This window comes from Azohydromonas lata (assembly GCF_034427735.1).
In the GTDB taxonomy this organism is placed as follows: Bacteria; Pseudomonadota; Gammaproteobacteria; order Burkholderiales; family Burkholderiaceae_C; genus Azohydromonas; species Azohydromonas lata.
The window spans coordinates 1-16,881 of record NZ_JAXOJX010000044.1 but is presented as its reverse complement, the minus strand read 5'-3'; the positions used below and the strand labels follow the sequence as shown (position 1 = coordinate 16,881).

The 16,881-nt window shown below is 69.9% G+C and carries 16 protein-coding genes; 8 read left to right on the top strand and 8 right to left on the bottom strand.

Annotation, left to right across the window (positions count from 1 at the left end):
• Positions 1–155: 155 nt before the first annotated feature.
• The 4 genes from SM757_RS22925 to SM757_RS22910 form a co-directional block, all read right to left on the bottom strand.
• Entirely contained in the window at positions 156–1,025 is an 870-nt protein-coding gene (locus tag SM757_RS22925) for a DMT family transporter (protein ID WP_322467169.1), read from the bottom strand.
• A 108-nt stretch (positions 1,026–1,133) separates the two neighbouring features.
• Entirely contained in the window at positions 1,134–1,625 is a 492-nt protein-coding gene (locus SM757_RS22920; RefSeq protein ID WP_066339169.1) for a hypothetical protein, read from the bottom strand.
• A gap of 58 nt (positions 1,626–1,683) precedes the next feature.
• Positions 1,684–2,298, bottom strand: coding sequence for a phosphatase PAP2 family protein (locus SM757_RS22915; protein ID WP_322467168.1), 615 nt, complete (start codon positions 2,296–2,298; stop codon positions 1,684–1,686).
• 148 nt (positions 2,299–2,446) lie between these two features.
• Entirely contained in the window at positions 2,447–3,568 is a 1,122-nt protein-coding gene (locus SM757_RS22910) for an aromatic ring-hydroxylating oxygenase subunit alpha (RefSeq protein WP_322467167.1), read from the bottom strand.
• Positions 3,569–3,851: 283 nt separating this feature from the next.
• Here SM757_RS22910 and xseB point away from each other — a divergent pair, with 283 nt between their 5' ends.
• From xseB to SM757_RS22885, 5 genes are all read left to right on the top strand, one after another.
• Complete coding sequence (gene xseB / locus SM757_RS22905) at positions 3,852–4,094, top strand: exodeoxyribonuclease VII small subunit (RefSeq protein ID WP_066339163.1); 243 nt, start codon at positions 3,852–3,854, stop codon at positions 4,092–4,094.
• A complete protein-coding gene (locus SM757_RS22900) occupies positions 4,091–4,981 on the top strand; it encodes a polyprenyl synthetase family protein (protein ID WP_066339160.1) in 891 nt (296 codons plus the stop codon). The genes xseB and SM757_RS22900 overlap by 4 nt, the downstream gene beginning before the upstream one ends.
• Positions 4,982–5,014: 33 nt before the next feature.
• Complete coding sequence (gene dxs / locus SM757_RS22895) at positions 5,015–6,919, top strand: 1-deoxy-D-xylulose-5-phosphate synthase (protein WP_066339159.1); 1,905 nt, start codon at positions 5,015–5,017, stop codon at positions 6,917–6,919.
• Between the two features lie 168 nt (positions 6,920–7,087).
• A complete protein-coding gene (folE2, locus tag SM757_RS22890) occupies positions 7,088–7,888 on the top strand; it encodes a GTP cyclohydrolase FolE2 (protein WP_066339156.1) in 801 nt (266 codons plus the stop codon).
• A gap of 425 nt (positions 7,889–8,313) precedes the next feature.
• Positions 8,314–8,691: a BP74-related protein gene (locus SM757_RS22885; protein ID WP_322467166.1), complete on the top strand. Its 378-nt coding sequence runs from the start codon at positions 8,314–8,316 to the stop codon at positions 8,689–8,691.
• A gap of 179 nt (positions 8,692–8,870) precedes the next feature.
• Here SM757_RS22885 and SM757_RS22880 read toward each other — a convergent pair whose 3' ends face one another.
• Positions 8,871–9,305 carry a DUF1841 family protein gene (locus SM757_RS22880; RefSeq protein ID WP_066339153.1) on the bottom strand — a complete coding sequence of 145 codons (435 nt, stop codon included), beginning with the start codon at positions 9,303–9,305 and terminating at the stop codon, positions 8,871–8,873.
• Between the two features lie 44 nt (positions 9,306–9,349).
• Positions 9,350–10,015 carry a trimeric intracellular cation channel family protein gene (locus SM757_RS22875; protein WP_066339151.1) on the bottom strand — a complete coding sequence of 222 codons (666 nt, stop codon included), beginning with the start codon at positions 10,013–10,015 and terminating at the stop codon, positions 9,350–9,352.
• Positions 10,016–10,081: 66 nt separating this feature from the next.
• On the opposite strand from SM757_RS22875, the gene SM757_RS22870 reads away from it, so the two are divergent.
• Positions 10,082–10,837, top strand: coding sequence for a sulfite exporter TauE/SafE family protein (locus tag SM757_RS22870; protein WP_066339147.1), 756 nt, complete (start codon positions 10,082–10,084; stop codon positions 10,835–10,837).
• A gap of 21 nt (positions 10,838–10,858) precedes the next feature.
• On the opposite strand, the gene kefC is transcribed toward SM757_RS22870, so the two are convergent.
• Positions 10,859–12,805, bottom strand: a complete 1,947-nt coding sequence (gene kefC / locus SM757_RS22865) for a glutathione-regulated potassium-efflux system protein KefC (RefSeq protein WP_407655794.1) — start codon at positions 12,803–12,805, stop codon at positions 10,859–10,861.
• A 187-nt stretch (positions 12,806–12,992) separates the two neighbouring features.
• On the opposite strand from kefC, the gene SM757_RS22860 reads away from it, so the two are divergent.
• Positions 12,993–13,757 carry a response regulator gene (locus SM757_RS22860; RefSeq protein WP_066339146.1) on the top strand — a complete coding sequence of 255 codons (765 nt, stop codon included), beginning with the start codon at positions 12,993–12,995 and terminating at the stop codon, positions 13,755–13,757.
• Positions 13,758–13,764: 7 nt separating this feature from the next.
• The gene (locus tag SM757_RS22855) at positions 13,765–15,615 is read left to right on the top strand and encodes an ATP-binding protein (RefSeq protein ID WP_084267696.1); all 1,851 of its coding nucleotides are present in this window, start codon (positions 13,765–13,767) and stop codon (positions 15,613–15,615) included.
• A gap of 102 nt (positions 15,616–15,717) precedes the next feature.
• Here the strand turns inward: SM757_RS22855 and SM757_RS22850 are convergent, their stop codons facing one another.
• Positions 15,718–16,806, bottom strand: a complete 1,089-nt coding sequence (locus SM757_RS22850; RefSeq protein WP_322467165.1) for a TAXI family TRAP transporter solute-binding subunit — start codon at positions 16,804–16,806, stop codon at positions 15,718–15,720.
• Positions 16,807–16,881 lie beyond the last annotated feature (75 nt).

Here is a 16,881-nt window from a genome sequence, read left to right as displayed (position 1 = left end):
CGGGAAGCCGGCATTGTGTGCGGCGCGGGCGGGGCTTTGCGCGCCGGCCGGTGCCGGGAGGGTTGTGCCGCTTGGGGTGTTGGAAGGGCCTGCGCCCCGCTTGTTCCAACGGGAATGGAATTTAGGCGGCCGGCCGCCGCAAAGCGCGCGGCGCTTCAGCCGGCCGCGGCGCCCCGGCTGCGCAGCCAGGTGGCGGCCAGCCCGGCGGCGACGATGAGGGCGATGCCCGCCAGCGCGGTGAGCGTGAGCGGATCGCCGAACACCAGCGTGCCCAGCACCACCGAGAACACGATGCCGCTGTATTGCAGGCTGGCGTTGCTCAGCGTGCGGCCGATGGCGTAGGCGCGGGTCATGAGCATCTGGCCCAGCGTGGCCAGCGCGCCCGTGGCCAGCAGCAGCACGAGGCCGCGCGCGTCGTGGGCGTGCAGGCCCGTGAAGGCCATGCCTAGCGCGCCCGCGGCCATGCCGCCCAAGGAGAAATAGAAGACCACGCGGTACTCCGGCTCCCCGGCGCGGCCCAGCGCCTGAACCTGCAGGTAGGCCGAGGCGGCCAGCACGCCCGACACCAGCCCGGCCAGCCCGTAGCCGAGCTGCTCGCGCGTGATGGTGGGCTGCAGGACGAGCACCACGCCGGCAAAGCCGGCCAGCACGGCCGTCACCAGCCGGGCGTCCACGCGCCCCTTGGCGCTCGGCAGCAGCACGCCCAGCACCAGGAAGGCCGCCATCCACACCGAGGACATGTAGTTCAGCGTCATGGCCGTGGCCAGCGGCAGCCCGGCCAGGGCGTGGAACCACAGCGACAGCGCGCACACGCCGGTGAGGCTGCGCTTGCCGTGCTGGGCCAGCAGCCGCGTCCTCAGCGTGCCGCCGCGCAAAGGCGCCATCACGGCGATGGCCACCGCGCCGACGAGCCCCCGATAAAAGACGATTTCCGCCGTGGCGTACTGCGCCGAAGCCAGCTTGATGCACAGGCCCATGGTGGCGAAGCAAAGGGAGGCGCAGAGGATCAGCAGCGGAGCGGGCATCCCGCGATTGTCGGACGCCCGCCAAAAACAACGGCCGCCCGGTAGGCGGCCGCGAGTCAAGGAAACGGGAAAACGGAGAAAGCGGGCGTCGGGGGTGCGGCCGGCGCGTCAGGCGGCGGCGCGCAGGGGCAGCTCTTCGTGCTCGGGGCGGGCCTGCAGCCGGTCGAGCTGCGCGCGGGCGTGGGGCAGCAGCCGTTCGCGGCGGTCCACGTAGGCGTCCAGCAGCGCTTCCTCGTCGCGCGGCTGGTGCATGCGGCGCAGCAGCATCTCTTCCCAGCGCATGCCGGCCATCAGCCGCCTGCGCCCGTCGGCGAAGAACCCCCACCACGCCGTGCTGTCGGGCTCCATGCGCAGGCCCTGGAAGAGGGCGTGGCGGCAGGCCCGCCGGCGCGCCTGCAGCGCCTGCGCGGCATGTTCAGGGGCGCCGGCCAGAGGCAGCACTTCGGCCAGGGCCGCGTCGCGCGCGGCCACGAAGGCCAGCAGCTCGCGCAGCGCGGCGCAACGCAGTTGCGGGCGCTCGCGCCTGAGGCCATCGATCTTTTCAAGGTAGATGCGAATCGTCTGGTGATCGTCGCGCACCGTGTTCCACAACGCCTGCATGAGATAAGTACCTCCCTAATGGGGATTGTCAGCTCCAGGCAACCGGCGTGCCACACCTTCACATGCTGGGTGTGACCAGGGACAGCGCCAGCCCAAAACCCAGGAGCCACCCCGCCACCACGTCAGCCACGTGGTGCGCGCCCAACGCCACGCGCGAGCCGCCCACGGCCAGCGGCAGCAGCACGCCCAGGAGCCAGGCGCCGTTGCGCAGCGCGTCGGTGGGCATGAGCGGGGCGGTGAGGGCGGCGGCCGTGAGCCACCACGCGCTGGCCATGAGCGTGTGGTTGCTGGGGAAGGAGCTCCCAAAAGTGATGCTGCGCGAGTCGGCGGGCCGCACCAGTTGCGTGCGGTGCTTGAGCCAGCGCCCAAGCGGACCGGGCAGCGCCGTGGCCAGCGCCAGGGCCAGCGCGGCGTCGGTGCCGCCGGCGGCCCACAGCGCGGGCACGGCCACCACGCCCAACAGGCCCACCAGCGTGGACGAACCCAAGGCCGAGATGTCCATGGCCGCCGCCACCACGCGGGGATGCTTGCAGCGCCCAACCAGGGCCGCCACGCGCTGCTCCATGGCCTGCCAGTGCGTCCAGCCCTGCAGGCGCGGCGCCGCCCACAGCAGCAGTGCCACCACGGCCAGCGGCATCAGCAGGAGCAGCCAGCGCCCGGGCCACCACGGCATCAGGCGGCTCCGTCTGCGCTGGGGGCACCGTGCAGGCCGCGCGGCCCGCTGAAATGGAAACGGCGGCCGGACACGCCGCGTTCGCGTGTGCCCTGGGCCGCCGCAGGGGCTGCCGGCCCGCCGCGAGCGTGAGCCGGCCGCCTGCGCGTCACCGCGGCCCGGTGAGCGCGTCGCCCATGACGCGGCGGTACCACTCGTGGAAGTGCTGCATGCCGTCTTCCATGGGGCTCTGGTAGGGGCCGACCTCGTCCTCGCCGCGCTTGAGCAGGGCCAGGCGGCCGGCGTCCATGCGCTCGCCGATCTCGTCGTCCTCGATGCAGGTTTCCATGTAGGCGGCCTGCTGGGCCTCGACGAACTCGCGCTCGAAGGCGGCGATTTCCTCGGGGTAGTAGAACTCGACGAGGTTGGTCGTCTTGCCCAGGCTGGTCGGGAACAGCGTGGAGACCACCAGCACGTTGGGATACCACTCGACCATGATGTTCGGGTAGTAGGTCAGCCAGATGGCGCCCTGCATGGGCCGCTTGCCTTCGCCGTACTTGAGCACGGCCTCGTGCCAGAGCTTGTAGACGTCCGAGCCCGGCTTGAAGGCGTTGTTGACGCCCACGGTCTGCACCGAGTACTCCTTGGCGAACTCCCAGCGCAGGTCGTCACAGGTGACGAAGCCGCTCAGGCCCGGGTGGAAGGGGCCGACGTGGTAGTCCTCCAGGTAGACCTCGATGAAGGTCTTCCAGTTGTAGTTGCACTCGTGCACCTGGACCTTGTCGAGCACGTAGCCCTTGAAGTCCAGCGAGGCGAGCGGGCCCATGCCGGCGAGGTCCGCGGCGATGTCGCGGCCGTTGTCCTCGAACACCAGGCCGTTCCAGGTGCGGACCTTGTAGTTGTTGAGGTTCAGGCAGGGGTCGTGCGCGAAGTGCGGCGCGCCCAGCAGTTGGCCGTGCAGGTCGTAGGTCCAGCGGTGCAGCGGGCACACCACGTTTTGCTTGGTGTTGCCGCGGCCGCGCAGCATCACGGCCTGGCGATGGCGGCAGACGTTGGAGATCAGCTCCAGCCCCTTGGGCGTGCGCACCAGGGCCCGGCCTTCGCCTTCCTGCGGCAGCGCGTAGTAGTCGCCCACCTCAGGCACGGCCAACTCGTGCCCGAGGTAGCGCGGGCCAGGCTGGAAGATCAGTCGCTGTTCATTGCGGAACAACGCCTCATCAAAATAGGTGGAAACTGACAGTTGCGAGCGGCTGCGCTCAAGAGCTTCAAGGCTGATGCTCAGGTCGGACATGATCCCCAGGATCTCCAAAAACCAATGTCAACCCGCCCACCACAAGACTTGAGGGTGGGATGGAAATATGCCTTCCGGGCGGAAGGCAGGGGGCGGATTGTAGCCAGGGGGGGGAGGGGCGCCGGTGGGGGGTGCAAAGTCCTTCACGAAATCGGGCCGCACGTGTTGATTTGTAGGGTGTGGTGGGTTGCGCCGCGCACGCGTTCCATGGACAGCAGCCGCGCGCCAGGGTGCGGAAAGGCGGGCTGACTACAATCACCCCTCGCTTTTTTCGCCTCACGAAATGCCGCGTTCGCCCGCCACCGACAAAAAATTGACCGAGCCCGCCAGCTACGAAGACGCGCTGGCCGAGCTGGAACGCCTGGTGCAGGCGATGGAGGACGGCCAGTTGCCGCTGGACCGGCTGCTGGACAGCTACAAGCGCGGCGCGGAGCTGCTCACGCTGTGCCGTGGCCGCCTGCAGGCGGTGGAGGAGCAGGTGAAGCTGCTCGAAGACGGCCAGCTCAAGCCCTGGACGGGCGCATGAACGACATGACTCTGGAAGCCTGGATGCAGGCCGTGCTCGACGAGGTCGAGTGCGCGCTGCAGCAATGGGTGCCCGCCGACGCGCCCGCGGGCCTGGGCGAGGCCATGCGCTACGGCGTGCTCGACGGCGGCAAACGGCTGCGCCCGCTGCTGGTGATGGCCGCCTGCGAGGCCGTGGGCGGCCAGCGCCCCGCGGCGCTGCGCGCGGCGGCCGCCGTGGAGCTCATCCACGCCTATTCCCTGGTGCACGACGACCTGCCCTGCATGGACAACGACGTGCTGCGCCGCGGCAAGCCCACCGTGCACGTGCGCTACGGCCAGGCGCAGGCCATGCTCGCCGGCGACGCCATGCAGGCCTTGGCCTTCGAGGTGCTCACGCCGCAGGACGACAGCATCGCCCCCGCGCTGCAGGCCCGGCTGTGCGCGCTGCTGGCGCGCGCCGCGGGCCACGCCGGCATGGCCGGCGGCCAGGCCATAGACCTGGCCAGCGTCGGCCGCCCGCTGGACGAGGCCGCGCTGCGTGACATGCACCGCCGCAAGACCGGCGCGCTGCTGCAGGGCAGCGTGCTCATGGGCGCGGCCTGCGGGCAGCTCGATGCCACCGCGCTGCAGGGGCTGTCCGACTACGGCGCCGCGCTGGGCCTGGCCTTCCAGGTCGTGGACGACATCCTGGACGTCACCCAGGAATCGCATACCCTGGGCAAGACCGCCGGCAAGGATCTCAACGACAACAAGCCGACCTACGTCTCGGTGCTGGGCCTGGAGGCCGCACGCCGTCACGCCGTCGAGCTGCGCGACCAGGCCCATGCGGCGCTGCACCGCTGCGGCCTTCCCGGCACCGCCCGCCTCGCGGCCCTGGCTGACAAGGTCGTGGACCGCGACAGCTGATTTACCGGCGCCGCGCGCCGCACCACCGCACCGATGAACGCTCATCCCTTGCTCGAAACGATCCACGGCCCGGCTGACCTGCGCCGGCTCTCGCGCGCCGAGCTCAAACTGCTGGCGCACGAGCTGCGCGACTTCCTGCTGCACAGCGTCAGCCGCACCGGCGGCCACCTCTCCAGCAACCTGGGCACGGTGGAGCTGACCATCGCGCTGCACGCCGTGTTCGACACGCCGCACGATCGCCTGGTGTGGGACGTGGGCCACCAGACCTACCCGCACAAGATCCTCACCGGACGGCGCGAGCGCATGAACACGCTGCGCCAGTTGGGCGGCGTCAGCGGCTTCCCGCGCCGCGACGAGAGCGACTACGACACCTTCGGCACCGCGCACAGCTCCACGTCCATCTCCGCCGCGCTGGGCATGGCGCTGGCGGCGCAGCTCAAGGGCGAGAACCGCCACGCCGTGGCCATCATCGGCGACGGCGCCATGACCGCCGGCATGGCTTTCGAGGCCCTGAACAACGCCGGCGTGCCGCACGCGGGGCTGCCGGCCAACATGCTGGTGGTGCTCAACGACAACGACATGTCCATCAGCCCGCCCGTGGGCGCGCTCAACAAGTACCTGGCGCGGCTCATGAGCGGCAAGTTCTACGCCGCCGCGCGCGAGGGCGCCAAGAGCGTGCTCAAGAACGCGCCGCCGCTGCTGGAGCTGGCGCGCCGCTTCGAGGAGCACGCCAAGGGCATGGTCATCCCCGGCACCATCTTCGAGGAGTTCGGCTTCAACTACGTCGGCCCCATTGACGGCCACGACCTCGACGCCCTCATCCCCACGCTGGAGAACCTGCGCCACAAGAAGGGCCCGCAGTTCCTGCACGTGGTCACCAAGAAGGGCTACGGCTACAAGCTCGCCGAGGCCGACCCCATCGCCTACCACGGCCCCGGCAAGTTCGACCCGGCGCTGGGCCTGGTCAAGCCGGCCACGCCCCCGAAGCCCACCTTCACCCAGGTCTTCGGCCAGTGGCTGTGCGACATGGCCGAGGCCGACACCAAGCTCGTGGGCATCACCCCGGCCATGCGCGAGGGCTCCGGCATGGTGGAGTTCCACCAGCGCTTCCCGGGCCGCTACTTCGACGTGGGCATCGCCGAGCAGCACGCCGTCACCTTCGCCGCGGGCCTGGCCTGCGAAGGGCTCAAGCCGGTGGTGGCCATCTATTCCACCTTCCTGCAGCGCGCCTACGACCAGCTCATCCACGACGTGGCGCTGCAGAACCTGCCCGTGGTCTTCGCGCTGGACCGCGCCGGCCTGGTGGGCGCCGACGGCGCCACGCACGCCGGCGCCTACGACATCGCCTACCTGCGCTGCGTGCCCAACGTCAGCCTGCTCGCCCCGGCGGACGAGGACGAGTGCCGCACCGCGCTGTCCACCGCCTACGCGCAGCAGCACCCCGTGGCCGTGCGCTACCCGCGCGGCGCGGGCGTGGGCCGCGCCGTGCAGCCCGGCTTCGTGCAGTGGCCCTGGGGCAAGGGCGAGGTGCGCCGGCGCGGCCAGCGCATCGCCATCCTGGCCTTCGGCACGCTGCTGTACCCCGCCCTGGAAGCGGCGGACAAGCTCGACGCCACGGTGGCCAACATGCGCTTCGTCAAGCCGCTGGACACGGCCCTGGTGAAGGAGCTGGCGCGCACGCACGAGGCCATCGTGACGGTGGAGGAGGGTTGCGTGATGGGCGGCGCGGGTTCCGCGGTGCTGGAAGCGCTGCAGGCCGCCGGCCTGGACACGCCGGTGCTCACGCTGGGCCTGGCCGACGAGTTCATCGAGCACGGCGACCCGGCCAAACTGCTGGCCATGCAGGGGCTGGATGCCGCCGGCATCGAACAATCGGTGCTCAAGCGCTTCGGCCACAAGCCGGCGCTGGTCATCCCGCCGGCCGCCGCCAACGGCTGAACGCCGGCCGCGGGCGCCGCGGCCCGCGGCCCGGCCCAAACCGGTATTTATTGCTGCAATGCAGCATGCCGGCGGGCCCGCCGCGGCGTCGCGCCCGCTTTTGATGACAAGCTTTCGCCGTGCGCCGCCGCCGGCCAGGGCGGCACAGCCGCCAAAAACAAACCCGCCATGACCCATCCTTCACACGCGCTGCACATTCCCGATACCCAGAGCGAACGCGACGAGCGCCGCCTGGCGATACACCGGGTGGGCGTGAAGGACGTGCGCTACCCGCTGCTGCTGCGCGTGGCCGGCGCGCCGCTGCCCGTGGCGGCGCTGTGGGACCTGGACGTGAAGCTGCCCGCCGACCAGAAGGGCACGCACATGTCGCGCTTCGTGGCCTGGCTCAACGAGCTGGACGCCGCGCAGCAGCCGCTGGACGCGCCGCTGCTGCGCGCCCAACTGGCCGCCATGCTGGAACGCCTTCACGCCACCGAGGGCCGCATCGAAGCCCGCTTCTCTTTTTTCCTCAAGAAGCGCGCGCCGGTATCGGGCGTTTGCAGCCTGCTGGATTACCAGGGCCGCTGGATCGCCGAAACCCGTGCCGGCGCCACCGCGGTGTGGGCCGAGGTCGGCGTGCCGGTGAAAAGCCTTTGCCCCTGCAGCAAGGAAATCTCGGATTACGGCGCGCACAACCAGCGCTCGCTGGTGACCATCCGCGCCGAGCTGCTGCAGCCCGTGCAATGGCATGAGCTGGTGCGATTCGCCGAGGAAAGCGCCTCCAGCGAAATCTGGCCGCTGCTCAAGCGCAGCGACGAAAAGTGGATCACGGAGCGCGCCTACGAAAACCCGCGCTTCGTTGAAGACCTGGTGCGCGAAGTCGCGCTGCGCCTGAATGCCGACCCGCGCCTGGGCCGCTATTCGGTGGACGTCGAGAATTTCGAAAGCATTCACAACCATTCGGCCTACGCACGCATAGAGCGCGACTGAACGCTCCGCAAATGCTGCCGCAGCGTGGGGGCTCATGAAAAACAGTGCATGGCTGCCCGCTGAATAAGCCGGCCGGCCAAATGCCTTGCCTTGTCAGGGTGAATCCTCCCCCAAGCTTCAGGAGCCTGGCGCTTCTCTTCGTTTGTTTTCTTCTTTTTTGCGAAATTGCGCTTTGATTTTGTTGCGCATAAAGAGATTCACTCGGTGAATTTAACTTTTTGGCACCACTCAAACGATTATTGACGAGTTTGCTTGGAGACGCGCACCGATGATTTCGCCAGTCCCTGGCGTCGATTCAAGAATTCCGGCTGTTTTGGAAATCTGCTGAAAATTGATTGTCGTACCCAGGTTTTTTTCGAGTGCGCATTGCAGCCGCTTGGGCTACTGCTTCCGCTCGCCAAAGGCGGGCTTTTCAGGAGAGGAAAATGGGTGCTGCCTGGTTCAGATTCATCAACGCGGACGGCAGTGACGCGGATTTGCATGAGCGTGGTTTCGTGTTCGAGCTGAACGATCCGCTGAAGATAGACGACGCGCGCCGGATATTGGCGGGTCAGGAAAAAATCAGGATTCACGTGGCAGGGTGCGTCATTCCCCAGTCCATGCCCTACAACCCGGAGTGGAGTTTCCACCTCGACCCGGCCAGCATCAGGTTTTTCGCTGTCCAGGAGCATGTGGCCCTGGACGTGAATATGTACTACGTCGAAGACCACCTGGACCAGATCGGCAGCTCCTTTTTGCCCGGCCGCTGCTGGAGCCCCGGCGATTCGCGGCTGGTCGCGGAAGTGTGGCCGCCCATGGACTGATGCCTTTGGGGTGTATTTCCAGCGAATTTGACGGCTGAATTTGACTGTTGAATTTGATTTGCAGGTTTGATTTTGAGTTTTATTTTGTGCTTGTTTTGAATTGATTGGAATGCAAAAAGGCGAATTGCCCAATATTTTGGCAATTCGCCTTTCCGTTTGCCGGGGCGGGGATATTTTGTTTACCGTGTGGTCGCCCTTTTGCGCACGCATTCCAAATAGGCCTGGCCGTCCGGGGGCAGGCCGGAGCGCTGCGAGGCCCAGATCATCTCGCCCAGGCATTCCATGACTTCGTGCTGTGCGTCGTGGGCCGAGCCCAGCTTGGCCGCCAGCAGCTCGAACGCCTGCTTGATGCCGCGGGGCTGGTCTATGGACACCTGCTCCGTGATGGACAGGTGCATGGACAGGTGCAGGAAGGGGTTCACCCGCCCGTTCTCCACCTTGTAGTCCGCCGCCAGCGCGGCCTGAAGGTCGGCGAGCTCGTCGTGGTACTCGGGGTGCTCGGCCACCCAGGGCGCGGCCACGGCCTCCATGGGCGTGAGCACGCCGCCCTCGCGGTGCTTGCGCCAGACCTCGCAGAAGAAGTGGCGTACGTCGTGTTGGGAAGGTTGGAACATCCCGCAATTGTCGCCGTCCGCCTTGCCCCGGCCCCGCGTGGGGCTCAGTGCCGCTGGTCGTCGTCGATGCGCCAGGCCGGCACGCGCCAGTCCAGCCCCAGGGTGATGAGGCGCAGGCTGCTGGCCACCAGCGCGCCCACGGCCAGGGCGGCCTCGTCCGACCCGCCCAGCGTCTGCACGCCCACCACCGTCCAGCCGCCGGCAAAGGCCAGTGCCGCGTAGGGGCGGTGGTCGCTGAAGGCCGACGGGATCTGGTTGCACACGATGTCGCGCAGCACGCCGCCGAAGGAGGCCGACACCACGCCCATGAGCACGGCGATGAGCGGCGGCATCTGCGCCTGCAGCGCGATCTGCGTGCCGCTGGCCGCGTACAGGCCCAGGCCCAGCGCGTCCGGCCAGAGCATGGCGCGCTCGGTGGGCTGCAGGTGGCGCGAGCGCATGAACAGCATGGCGACCATGGCCAGCCCGAGCAGCGCCCACACCCAGCCGGCGTGCTGCACCCAGAAGAAGGGCCGGCGGTCCAGCAGCACGTCGCGCAGCGTGCCGCCGCCAAACGCGGTGAGGCCGGCCACCACGCACACGCCCACGGCATCGAGCCGCTTGCGCGCGGCTTCCACCATGCCCGACAGCGCGAAGGACAGCGTCGCCACGACTTCGATGGCCAGTTGCGCCGTGGACAATGCGCCCCACAAATCCGGAAGTCTCCCCATGCCCTGCCTACCTCCCCGCAGCGGCGCGCATTGTCGCCGCGGCGTTGCCCCTGCTTTTGCCACGCCATGCTGCCTTCGGTGATCAGCGACCCCGGCTTCTACGCCGTGGCCATTCCCGCCGTGGTGCTCATGGGGCTGGCCAAGAGCGGCTTCGGCGCGGGCTTCGGCGCCCTGGCCGTGCCGCTGATGGCGCTGGCCGTGCCCGTGCCGCAGGCCGCGGCCATCATGCTGCCGCTGCTGGCGGTGATGGACGCGCTGGGCCTGGCCGTCTTCCTGCGCGAGTTCGACCGCAAGCTCATCCGGCTGCTGCTGCCCGCGGGCCTCCTGGGCACCGTGCTGGGCACGCTGCTGTTCAACCTGCTCTCGGCCAAGGTGGTGGCGGGCATGGTGGGCGGCATCACGCTGGCCTTCCTGGCCATACGCTGGTTCTTCCCGCCGCGCGCGGACGCGCCGCCGCCGCCGCGCTGGCTGGGCTTCGCGCTCGGCGTGACCTCCGGCTTCACCAGCTTCGTGGCGCACGCCGGCGGGCCGCCGGCCGCGTTCTACCTGCTGCCGCTGCGCCTCACGCCCGTGCAGTTCACGGCCACGACGGCGGTGTTCTTCACGGCGGTGAACACGTCCAAGTGGATTCCGTATGCCTGGCTTGGGCTGATCGACCTGCGCAACCTCGCCACCTCGCTGGTGCTCATGCCGCTGGCGCCCGTGGGCGTGTGGGTGGGCGTGCACGTGGTGCGGCGCATCTCGCAGCGGGTGTTCTATGGGCTGTTCTCGCTGGGGATGCTGCTCACGGGGGTGAAGCTGGTTTGGGATGCGGTGAGGTGAGGGACCGCACCGCGCCCTGACTCATCCTGCCCCGGGTGGCTCCGTCCGCACCCGTGCCGCCACCGCGGGCGAGGGCAGCGCCGCCGCCTCCACCGTGGGCGCCTTGCGCGCCGCGGCCAGGGCGGCTTCGCGCTCGGCGCGCTCGCGGGCCCACAGGGCTTCCAACTGGTCGCGGCCCTGGCGCGCCATGGCGATCAGGCGCTGCTCGTCGCCGAAGTGCGGCGCCATCTGCTCCAGCAGCTCCACGCTGTGCTCGCGGAAGCGCTGCGCCTGCGTGTGCGCGTAGGCCTTGTCGTAGCCCATGAGCTCCAGCACGCTGCGCGCGCTGGCCAGCGCGGCGTCGAAGGTCTCGCGCTCTATCAGCGCCACGCCGCGCGAGCGCAGGCCGTAGTAGTGGGTCACGTTGCGCGCCCGCGCCACCACTTGCAGTTGCGGGAAGTGCTGCTTGACCACGTCCACCACCGCCAGGCTCTGCGCCACGTCGTCGATGGCCACCACCATCACCTTGGCCTGCTGGGCGCCGGCGGTGCGCAGCAGGTCCAGCCGCGTGGCGTCGCCGAAGAACACGCGCCAGCCGAAGCGCCGCACCGTTTCCACCTGGTCGGCGTCGTGCTCCAGCACCGTGGCCGACAGGCCCTGCGCCGCCAGCAGCCGGCCCACCACCTGGCCGTAGCGGCCGAAGCCCGCGATGATCACTGGCGCCTGCTGCGGCTCCTCCAGCACGGGCAGGTCGCCGTGGTCGCGCGCTCGCGCCAGGCGCGGGCACAGCCAGCGGTCGCTGGCCTTGAGCAGCAGCGGCGTCAGCGCCATGGACAGCGCCACCGCCGCCACCAGCAGCGAGGCCGTGCCCGCGTCCATCACCCCGCGCTGCGCCGCGGCCTGGAACACCACGAAGCCGAACTCGCCGCCCTGTGCCAGCAGCAGCACGAACACCGGCCGCTCGGCCGGCGGCAGCTTCATGGGAATGGTCATGGCCGTCAGCAGCAGCGCCTTGAGCGAGACGAAGACGATCACCACCACCGCCAGCGCCACGGGCCGCGCCATCACCACGGAGAAGTCCACGCCCATGCCCACGGCCATGAAGAACAGGCCCAGCAGCAGCCCCTTGAACGGCTCCAGGTCCGTTTCGAGCTGGCGGCGGTACTCGCTGTCGGCCAGCAGCACGCCGGCCAGGAAGGCCCCCAGCGCCATGGACAGCCCCGCGGCCTGCATCAGCGCCGAGGTCGCCACCACCAGCAGCAGCGACGCGGCGGTGAACACCTCCGGCGTGCGGCTGCGCGCGCTCCAGCGCAGGGCCGGGCGCAGCAGCAGGCGTCCGCCCAACACCACCGCGCCGATGACCAGCGCCGCGCGCAGCGCCGCGGGCCAGGCGTCCCAGCCGTCACCTGCCACCGTCTCGTGCGGCACGCCGGCCAGGATGGGAATGAGCGCCAGGATGGGAATGGCCGCGATGTCCTGCAGCAGCGCCACGCCTAGCACGCCGCCGCCCGCGGCCGTGCCCTTGAGGTTGCGCTCGGCCAGCTCCGTCAGGCCGATGGCGGTGGAGGACAGCGCCAGCCCAAGCGCCGCGACCAGCGCCATGCGCCCGGGTGCGTGGTCCAGCCACATGGCCGCGCCGGCCACCAGCGCGGCCGAGCCCAGCAGTTGCACGCTGCCCCAGCCGAAGATGGGCCGGCGCAGCGCCCACAGCCGCCGCGGCTCCAGCTCCAGGCCGACCAGGAACAGCATCAGCACCACGCCGAACTCGGAGAAGTGCAGCATGGACTGCGCGTCGCCCGCGAGGTCTAGCCCCCAGGGGCCTATGGCGATGCCCGCGCCCAGGTAGCCCAGGATGGACCCCAGGCCCAGCCGCCGCGCCAGCGGCACGGCGATCACCGCGGCGCCCAGGTACACCAGGCTGGACACCAGCCAGCCGCTGGACGCCTCTTCCATCGCCGCGCCCGCCGCGGCCTGCAGCTCCGCCGCCATCACGCGCTCCCGGCGGTCAAGGGAAGCGGAAAAGGCAGTGTCGGCGCGAGCAAGTACATCGGTCTCAACCAGGGGTGCATGGGGAAAACGCCACGATAGCCCATGGAGTGGCGGTAACCGGTCGTGACTGTTACCCGCGCAACGTAGGGGTACGCTGCACACATATGAATGCACTGGAGAACCGGCAATGAAAGTGCTGCTCGTTGACGACCATCCGCTCATCCTTTCGGCCTTGCAGGGCGTGATTCGCGGCTTGGGCAGCGACGTGAGCGTGACCACCTCGGCCAGCGCGCGTGAGCTGCGCCAGAAGCTGGCCGAGGACGCGGACCACGACCTGTTGCTGCTGGACCTGCAGCTCGGCGACGCCGACGGCTTCGACGTGCTGGCCGAGATGCGCCGCGATCATCCGGCGCTGCCCGTCGTCGTGGTGTCGGGTACCGACCGCGCCGCCGACGTGCTGCGCGCCATCGACCTGGGCGCCATGGGCTTCGTGCCCAAGCGCGCCTCCAACGAGCTGCTGTTCGAGGCGCTGCGGCTGGTGATGTCCGGCGGCATCTTCGTGCCGCCCATGCCCACGGGGCTGGCCAGCGCGCCGGAGGTGCGCGAGCCGTCGCCCGCGCCGCTGGTGCCGCCGCGCGCGCAGGCGCTGGCAGGGCTGCATGGCGGCGGGCATGGCGCCCAAGCGGGCGTGCCCCTGGTGCCCGGCGTGCCCAACGTCGCCGGGCTCACGCCGCGGCAAAACGAGGTGCTGGGCAAGCTGCTGCAGGGGCTGCCCAACAAGCTCATTGCGCGGGAGCTGAACCTGTCGGTGGAGACGGTCAAGGACCACGTGGCCGCCGTGCTGCGGGTGCTCAACGTCAGCACGCGCACGCAGGCCGTGCTGGCCGTGAGCCGCATGACGCAGCAGCAGGGCGGCGCGCCGGCCGTGGCCACCACCACGCCGCGCTGGTAAGTCCGCGATGCTGGGCAACGTGCTGCCGGCCGTCCACGCGTTCAAGCTCAAGCCCAGGGCCGAGGCGGACGCACCGCCCGCCGACGCCCGGCAGCTGGAGCACGCGCGCGCCCTCTACACCCAGACCCCGGCCACGCTGGCCGGCAACCTCGTGGGCGTGCTGCTGGTGGTGGCCTTCTACCGCAGCGTGGCCGAGCCCTGGCGGCTCTTCGGCTGGGTGGGCGTGGTGGCGGTGCTGTGGAGCGTGCGGCTGGCGCATTACCTGCGGTTCAGGCGCCAGCCCGACGCCGACCAGGCGACGCTGCTGGCCTGGCGCGGGAGCTGGCGGGTGCTGGCGCTGCTGCAGGGCACCTGCTGGGGCGTGGCAGCCTGGATGTTCTGGAGCCTGGGCACGCCCTCGCACCAGGTGGCGCTGCTGCTCATCATCTACAGCTACTGCGTGGGCTCGGTGCAGATGCTCGCCGGCCAGCCGCGGCTGTTCGTCGCCTTCCTGTGCCTGGTGCTGCTGCCCACGGTGGCGCGCGTGGCCAGCGACACCACGCACCCGTTTCACCTGCAGATCGCGCTCATCCTGTGCATCCTGTTCGGCGCCGTGTGGCTCATGGCGCGCACCTACCGCAGCTCGCTGGCGCTGGCCATAGACCTCAAGCTGCGCACCGACCAGCTCGCCGCGCAACTGCGCGTGGAAAAAGCCGCCGCCGAGGACGCGCGCCGCGCCGCCGAAGCCGCCAGCCGCGCCAAGACGCAATTCTTCGCCGCCGCCAGCCACGACTTGCGCCAGCCGCTGCACGCCATGGGCCTGTTCGCCGAGACGCTGCGCCAGCGCTGCCACGACCCGGACGTGGCCGCGCTGGTCAACAGCATCAACGAGAGCGTGGACGCGCTGGAGGGCCTGTTCGGCGAGCTGCTGGACATCACCCGCATCGACACGGGCGGCGTGGAATTGAAACCCCAGCCCGTGGTGCTGCGCGAGGTGTTCGCGCGGCTGCGGCTGCACTTCGAGCCCAGCGCGTTCGAGAAGGGGCTGGCGCTGAGCTTCCGGGGCGAGTCGCACGTGGTGCAGGCCGACCCGGTGGTGGTGGAGCGCATCCTGCGCAACCTGGTGAGCAACGCCATCCGCTACACCGAGGACGGCGGCGTGCTCGTCACCTGCCGCCGCCGCGGCGACGCGCTGCTGCTGCAGGTGTGGGACAGCGGCATAGGCATCAGCGACACGGCGCTGCCGCGCATCTTCGACGAGTTCTACCAGGTCAACAGCCAGCGCCCGCTGGAGCCGCACCAGCGCAAAGGCCTGGGCCTGGGGCTGGCCATCGTCAAGCGCCTGGCCGACCTGATGGACGCGCCGCTGACGGTGCGCTCCCGCGTGGGCCACGGCACCGTCTTCAGCCTGGAAGTAGCGCCGGGACGGCTACAGGCGCCGCCGGCGCAGCCGCTGGCCCCGGGCGGCTCCAAGGCGGCGCTGGGCCTGAGCCTGGAGGGCCGGCGCATCGTGGTGGTGGAGGACGAGCCCGCGGTGCGCGAGGGCCTGGTGGTGCTGCTCAAGGCCTGGGGCGCGCAGGTGCTGGACTTCGACGCCGTCGCCCCGCTGGAGGCCTGGACCCGCGGCGGCGCCGAGCTGCCGCGGCCGGACCTGCTCATCGTGGACTACCGGCTGCCCGAGGCCCGCTCCGGGCTGGAGGCGCTGTCCCTGCTGCGCCAGCGCTGGGCGGGGCAGCGGCTGCCGGCCATCGTCATCACCGGCAGCACCCTCAGCGGGCTGGAGAACGAGGCTGCGGCGCACGACTTCCACCTGCTCATCAAGCCGGTGCTGCCCAACAAGCTGAGGGCGATGATCGGGTTCAAGCTGTCGCAGCGCTGAAAGCGCCGCAGGCCGCGCCGGGCACAAAAAAGCCGCCGGGTTGTCCGGCGGCTTGGGCGGGAGCGGGGGCGGGGGGTGATGTGATCCGGCCGGCGCGTGCGTTCAGCGGCACAGCCCCAGGATGCGCTCCTGCTGCGGGCACTGCGAGTTGACCACGGGCTGTATGGGCCGCGGCGCGGGGGTGGCGCCGCTGCGGGCCTGCTGCGAATCGGCCAGGCAGGCGTTCATCTCGCGCGCCATGGGCGAGTAGTACGTCCAGCCCTTGCCCAGCGGCGGCAGGGCCAGGTTCACTTCCTTCCACTTCGGGTGGCCCTCGGCCTGCAGCGTGGCGAAGTTGTGGCACAGCGAGCGGGCGAAGCGGTTGAGGTACTTGCTGGTGTCGCTGCCGCCGTAGTTGTAGGTCACGAGGAAGGCCTTCACCGCCACGCCCGGCACGTCCTCCGCCAGCAGGTTGGGGTAGTTGCTGGCCTTGATGGTGGAGGGGAAGTAGGTCTGCAGCGCGGCCTTGCTGGCGGGGTTGTTCTGGTCGAACTTGAGCAGCCGAATGAGCTGCCGGGCCTCGGCCTTCATGTCCACCAGCAGCTTGGCCGGCTGCCCGGCCACGGCCACCACCACGTCGATGCTCTTGTCCACCGTGAGCTTGACCAGCGCGTCCTCGTTGCTGAGGTAGCTGGCCTGGCCGTCGGGCAGCGGCTTGCCGAACAGCTGCTTGTAGAGCGTGGTGGCCGACAGCGCCGTGCCGCTGAGCAGCGGGCCGACGTTGATCCGGGCGTCCTTGATGTCGTGCACGTTCTGCAGCGACGAGTCGGCACGGGTGATGAAGTAGATCTCCTCGTTGTAGAGCGGCATGACCACGCGCAGCGGCTTGATGGTCTCGGCCGCCTGCGGGTTGCCGGCCGCGGCGCGGTCCAGGAAGGCCTGGTAGACGTCCGACTGCACCAGCGCCAGCTTCACGCCGGGCTCGCTGCGCAGGCGTTGCACGTTCTCGGCGGAGCCGGCGGAGGGCAGCGACTCCAGGTTGATGTCGGCCTCCGGCGCCACGAAGCGCGCCAGGTCGCGGCCGATCTGGATGTAGGTGCCACGCTCGGAGGCGGTGACGATCTTGTAGTCCACGCTGCCGGCCTGCGCGGCGAAGGCGGCCAGGCCGCAGGCCAATGCGGCGGCGGTGCGGGCGGTTCTGGTGATGTCCATCTCGGTGTCCTCCCTCTGGGTGTTCAGGGTTCGCACAAGCCCAGCGCGGCCACGGTGGCGTTGCAGGGCGTGGCG

Bases quoted from the DNA above. Each gene is read 5' to 3' on its own strand.
- SM757_RS22925 (WP_322467169.1), bottom strand. From the start codon at position 1,025: ATGCCCGCTCCGCTGCTGATCCTCTGCGCCTCCCTTTGCTTCGCCACC.
- SM757_RS22920 (WP_066339169.1), bottom strand. From the start codon at position 1,625: ATGCAGGCGTTGTGGAACACGGTGCGCGACGATCACCAGACGATTCGC.
- SM757_RS22915 (WP_322467168.1), bottom strand. From the start codon at position 2,298: ATGCCGTGGTGGCCCGGGCGCTGGCTGCTCCTGCTGATGCCGCTGGCC.
- SM757_RS22910 (WP_322467167.1), bottom strand. From the start codon at position 3,568: ATGTCCGACCTGAGCATCAGCCTTGAAGCTCTTGAGCGCAGCCGCTCG.
- xseB (WP_066339163.1), top strand. From the start codon at position 3,852: ATGCCGCGTTCGCCCGCCACCGACAAAAAATTGACCGAGCCCGCCAGC.
- SM757_RS22900 (WP_066339160.1), top strand. From the start codon at position 4,091: ATGAACGACATGACTCTGGAAGCCTGGATGCAGGCCGTGCTCGACGAG.
- dxs (WP_066339159.1), top strand. From the start codon at position 5,015: ATGAACGCTCATCCCTTGCTCGAAACGATCCACGGCCCGGCTGACCTG.
- folE2 (WP_066339156.1), top strand. From the start codon at position 7,088: ATGACCCATCCTTCACACGCGCTGCACATTCCCGATACCCAGAGCGAA.
- SM757_RS22885 (WP_322467166.1), top strand. From the start codon at position 8,314: ATGGGTGCTGCCTGGTTCAGATTCATCAACGCGGACGGCAGTGACGCG.
- SM757_RS22880 (WP_066339153.1), bottom strand. From the start codon at position 9,305: ATGTTCCAACCTTCCCAACACGACGTACGCCACTTCTTCTGCGAGGTC.
- SM757_RS22875 (WP_066339151.1), bottom strand. From the start codon at position 10,015: ATGGGGAGACTTCCGGATTTGTGGGGCGCATTGTCCACGGCGCAACTG.
- SM757_RS22870 (WP_066339147.1), top strand. From the start codon at position 10,082: ATGCTGCCTTCGGTGATCAGCGACCCCGGCTTCTACGCCGTGGCCATT.
- kefC (WP_407655794.1), bottom strand. From the start codon at position 12,805: ATGGCGGCGGAGCTGCAGGCCGCGGCGGGCGCGGCGATGGAAGAGGCG.
- SM757_RS22860 (WP_066339146.1), top strand. From the start codon at position 12,993: ATGAAAGTGCTGCTCGTTGACGACCATCCGCTCATCCTTTCGGCCTTG.
- SM757_RS22855 (WP_084267696.1), top strand. From the start codon at position 13,765: ATGCTGGGCAACGTGCTGCCGGCCGTCCACGCGTTCAAGCTCAAGCCC.
- SM757_RS22850 (WP_322467165.1), bottom strand. From the start codon at position 16,806: ATGGACATCACCAGAACCGCCCGCACCGCCGCCGCATTGGCCTGCGGC.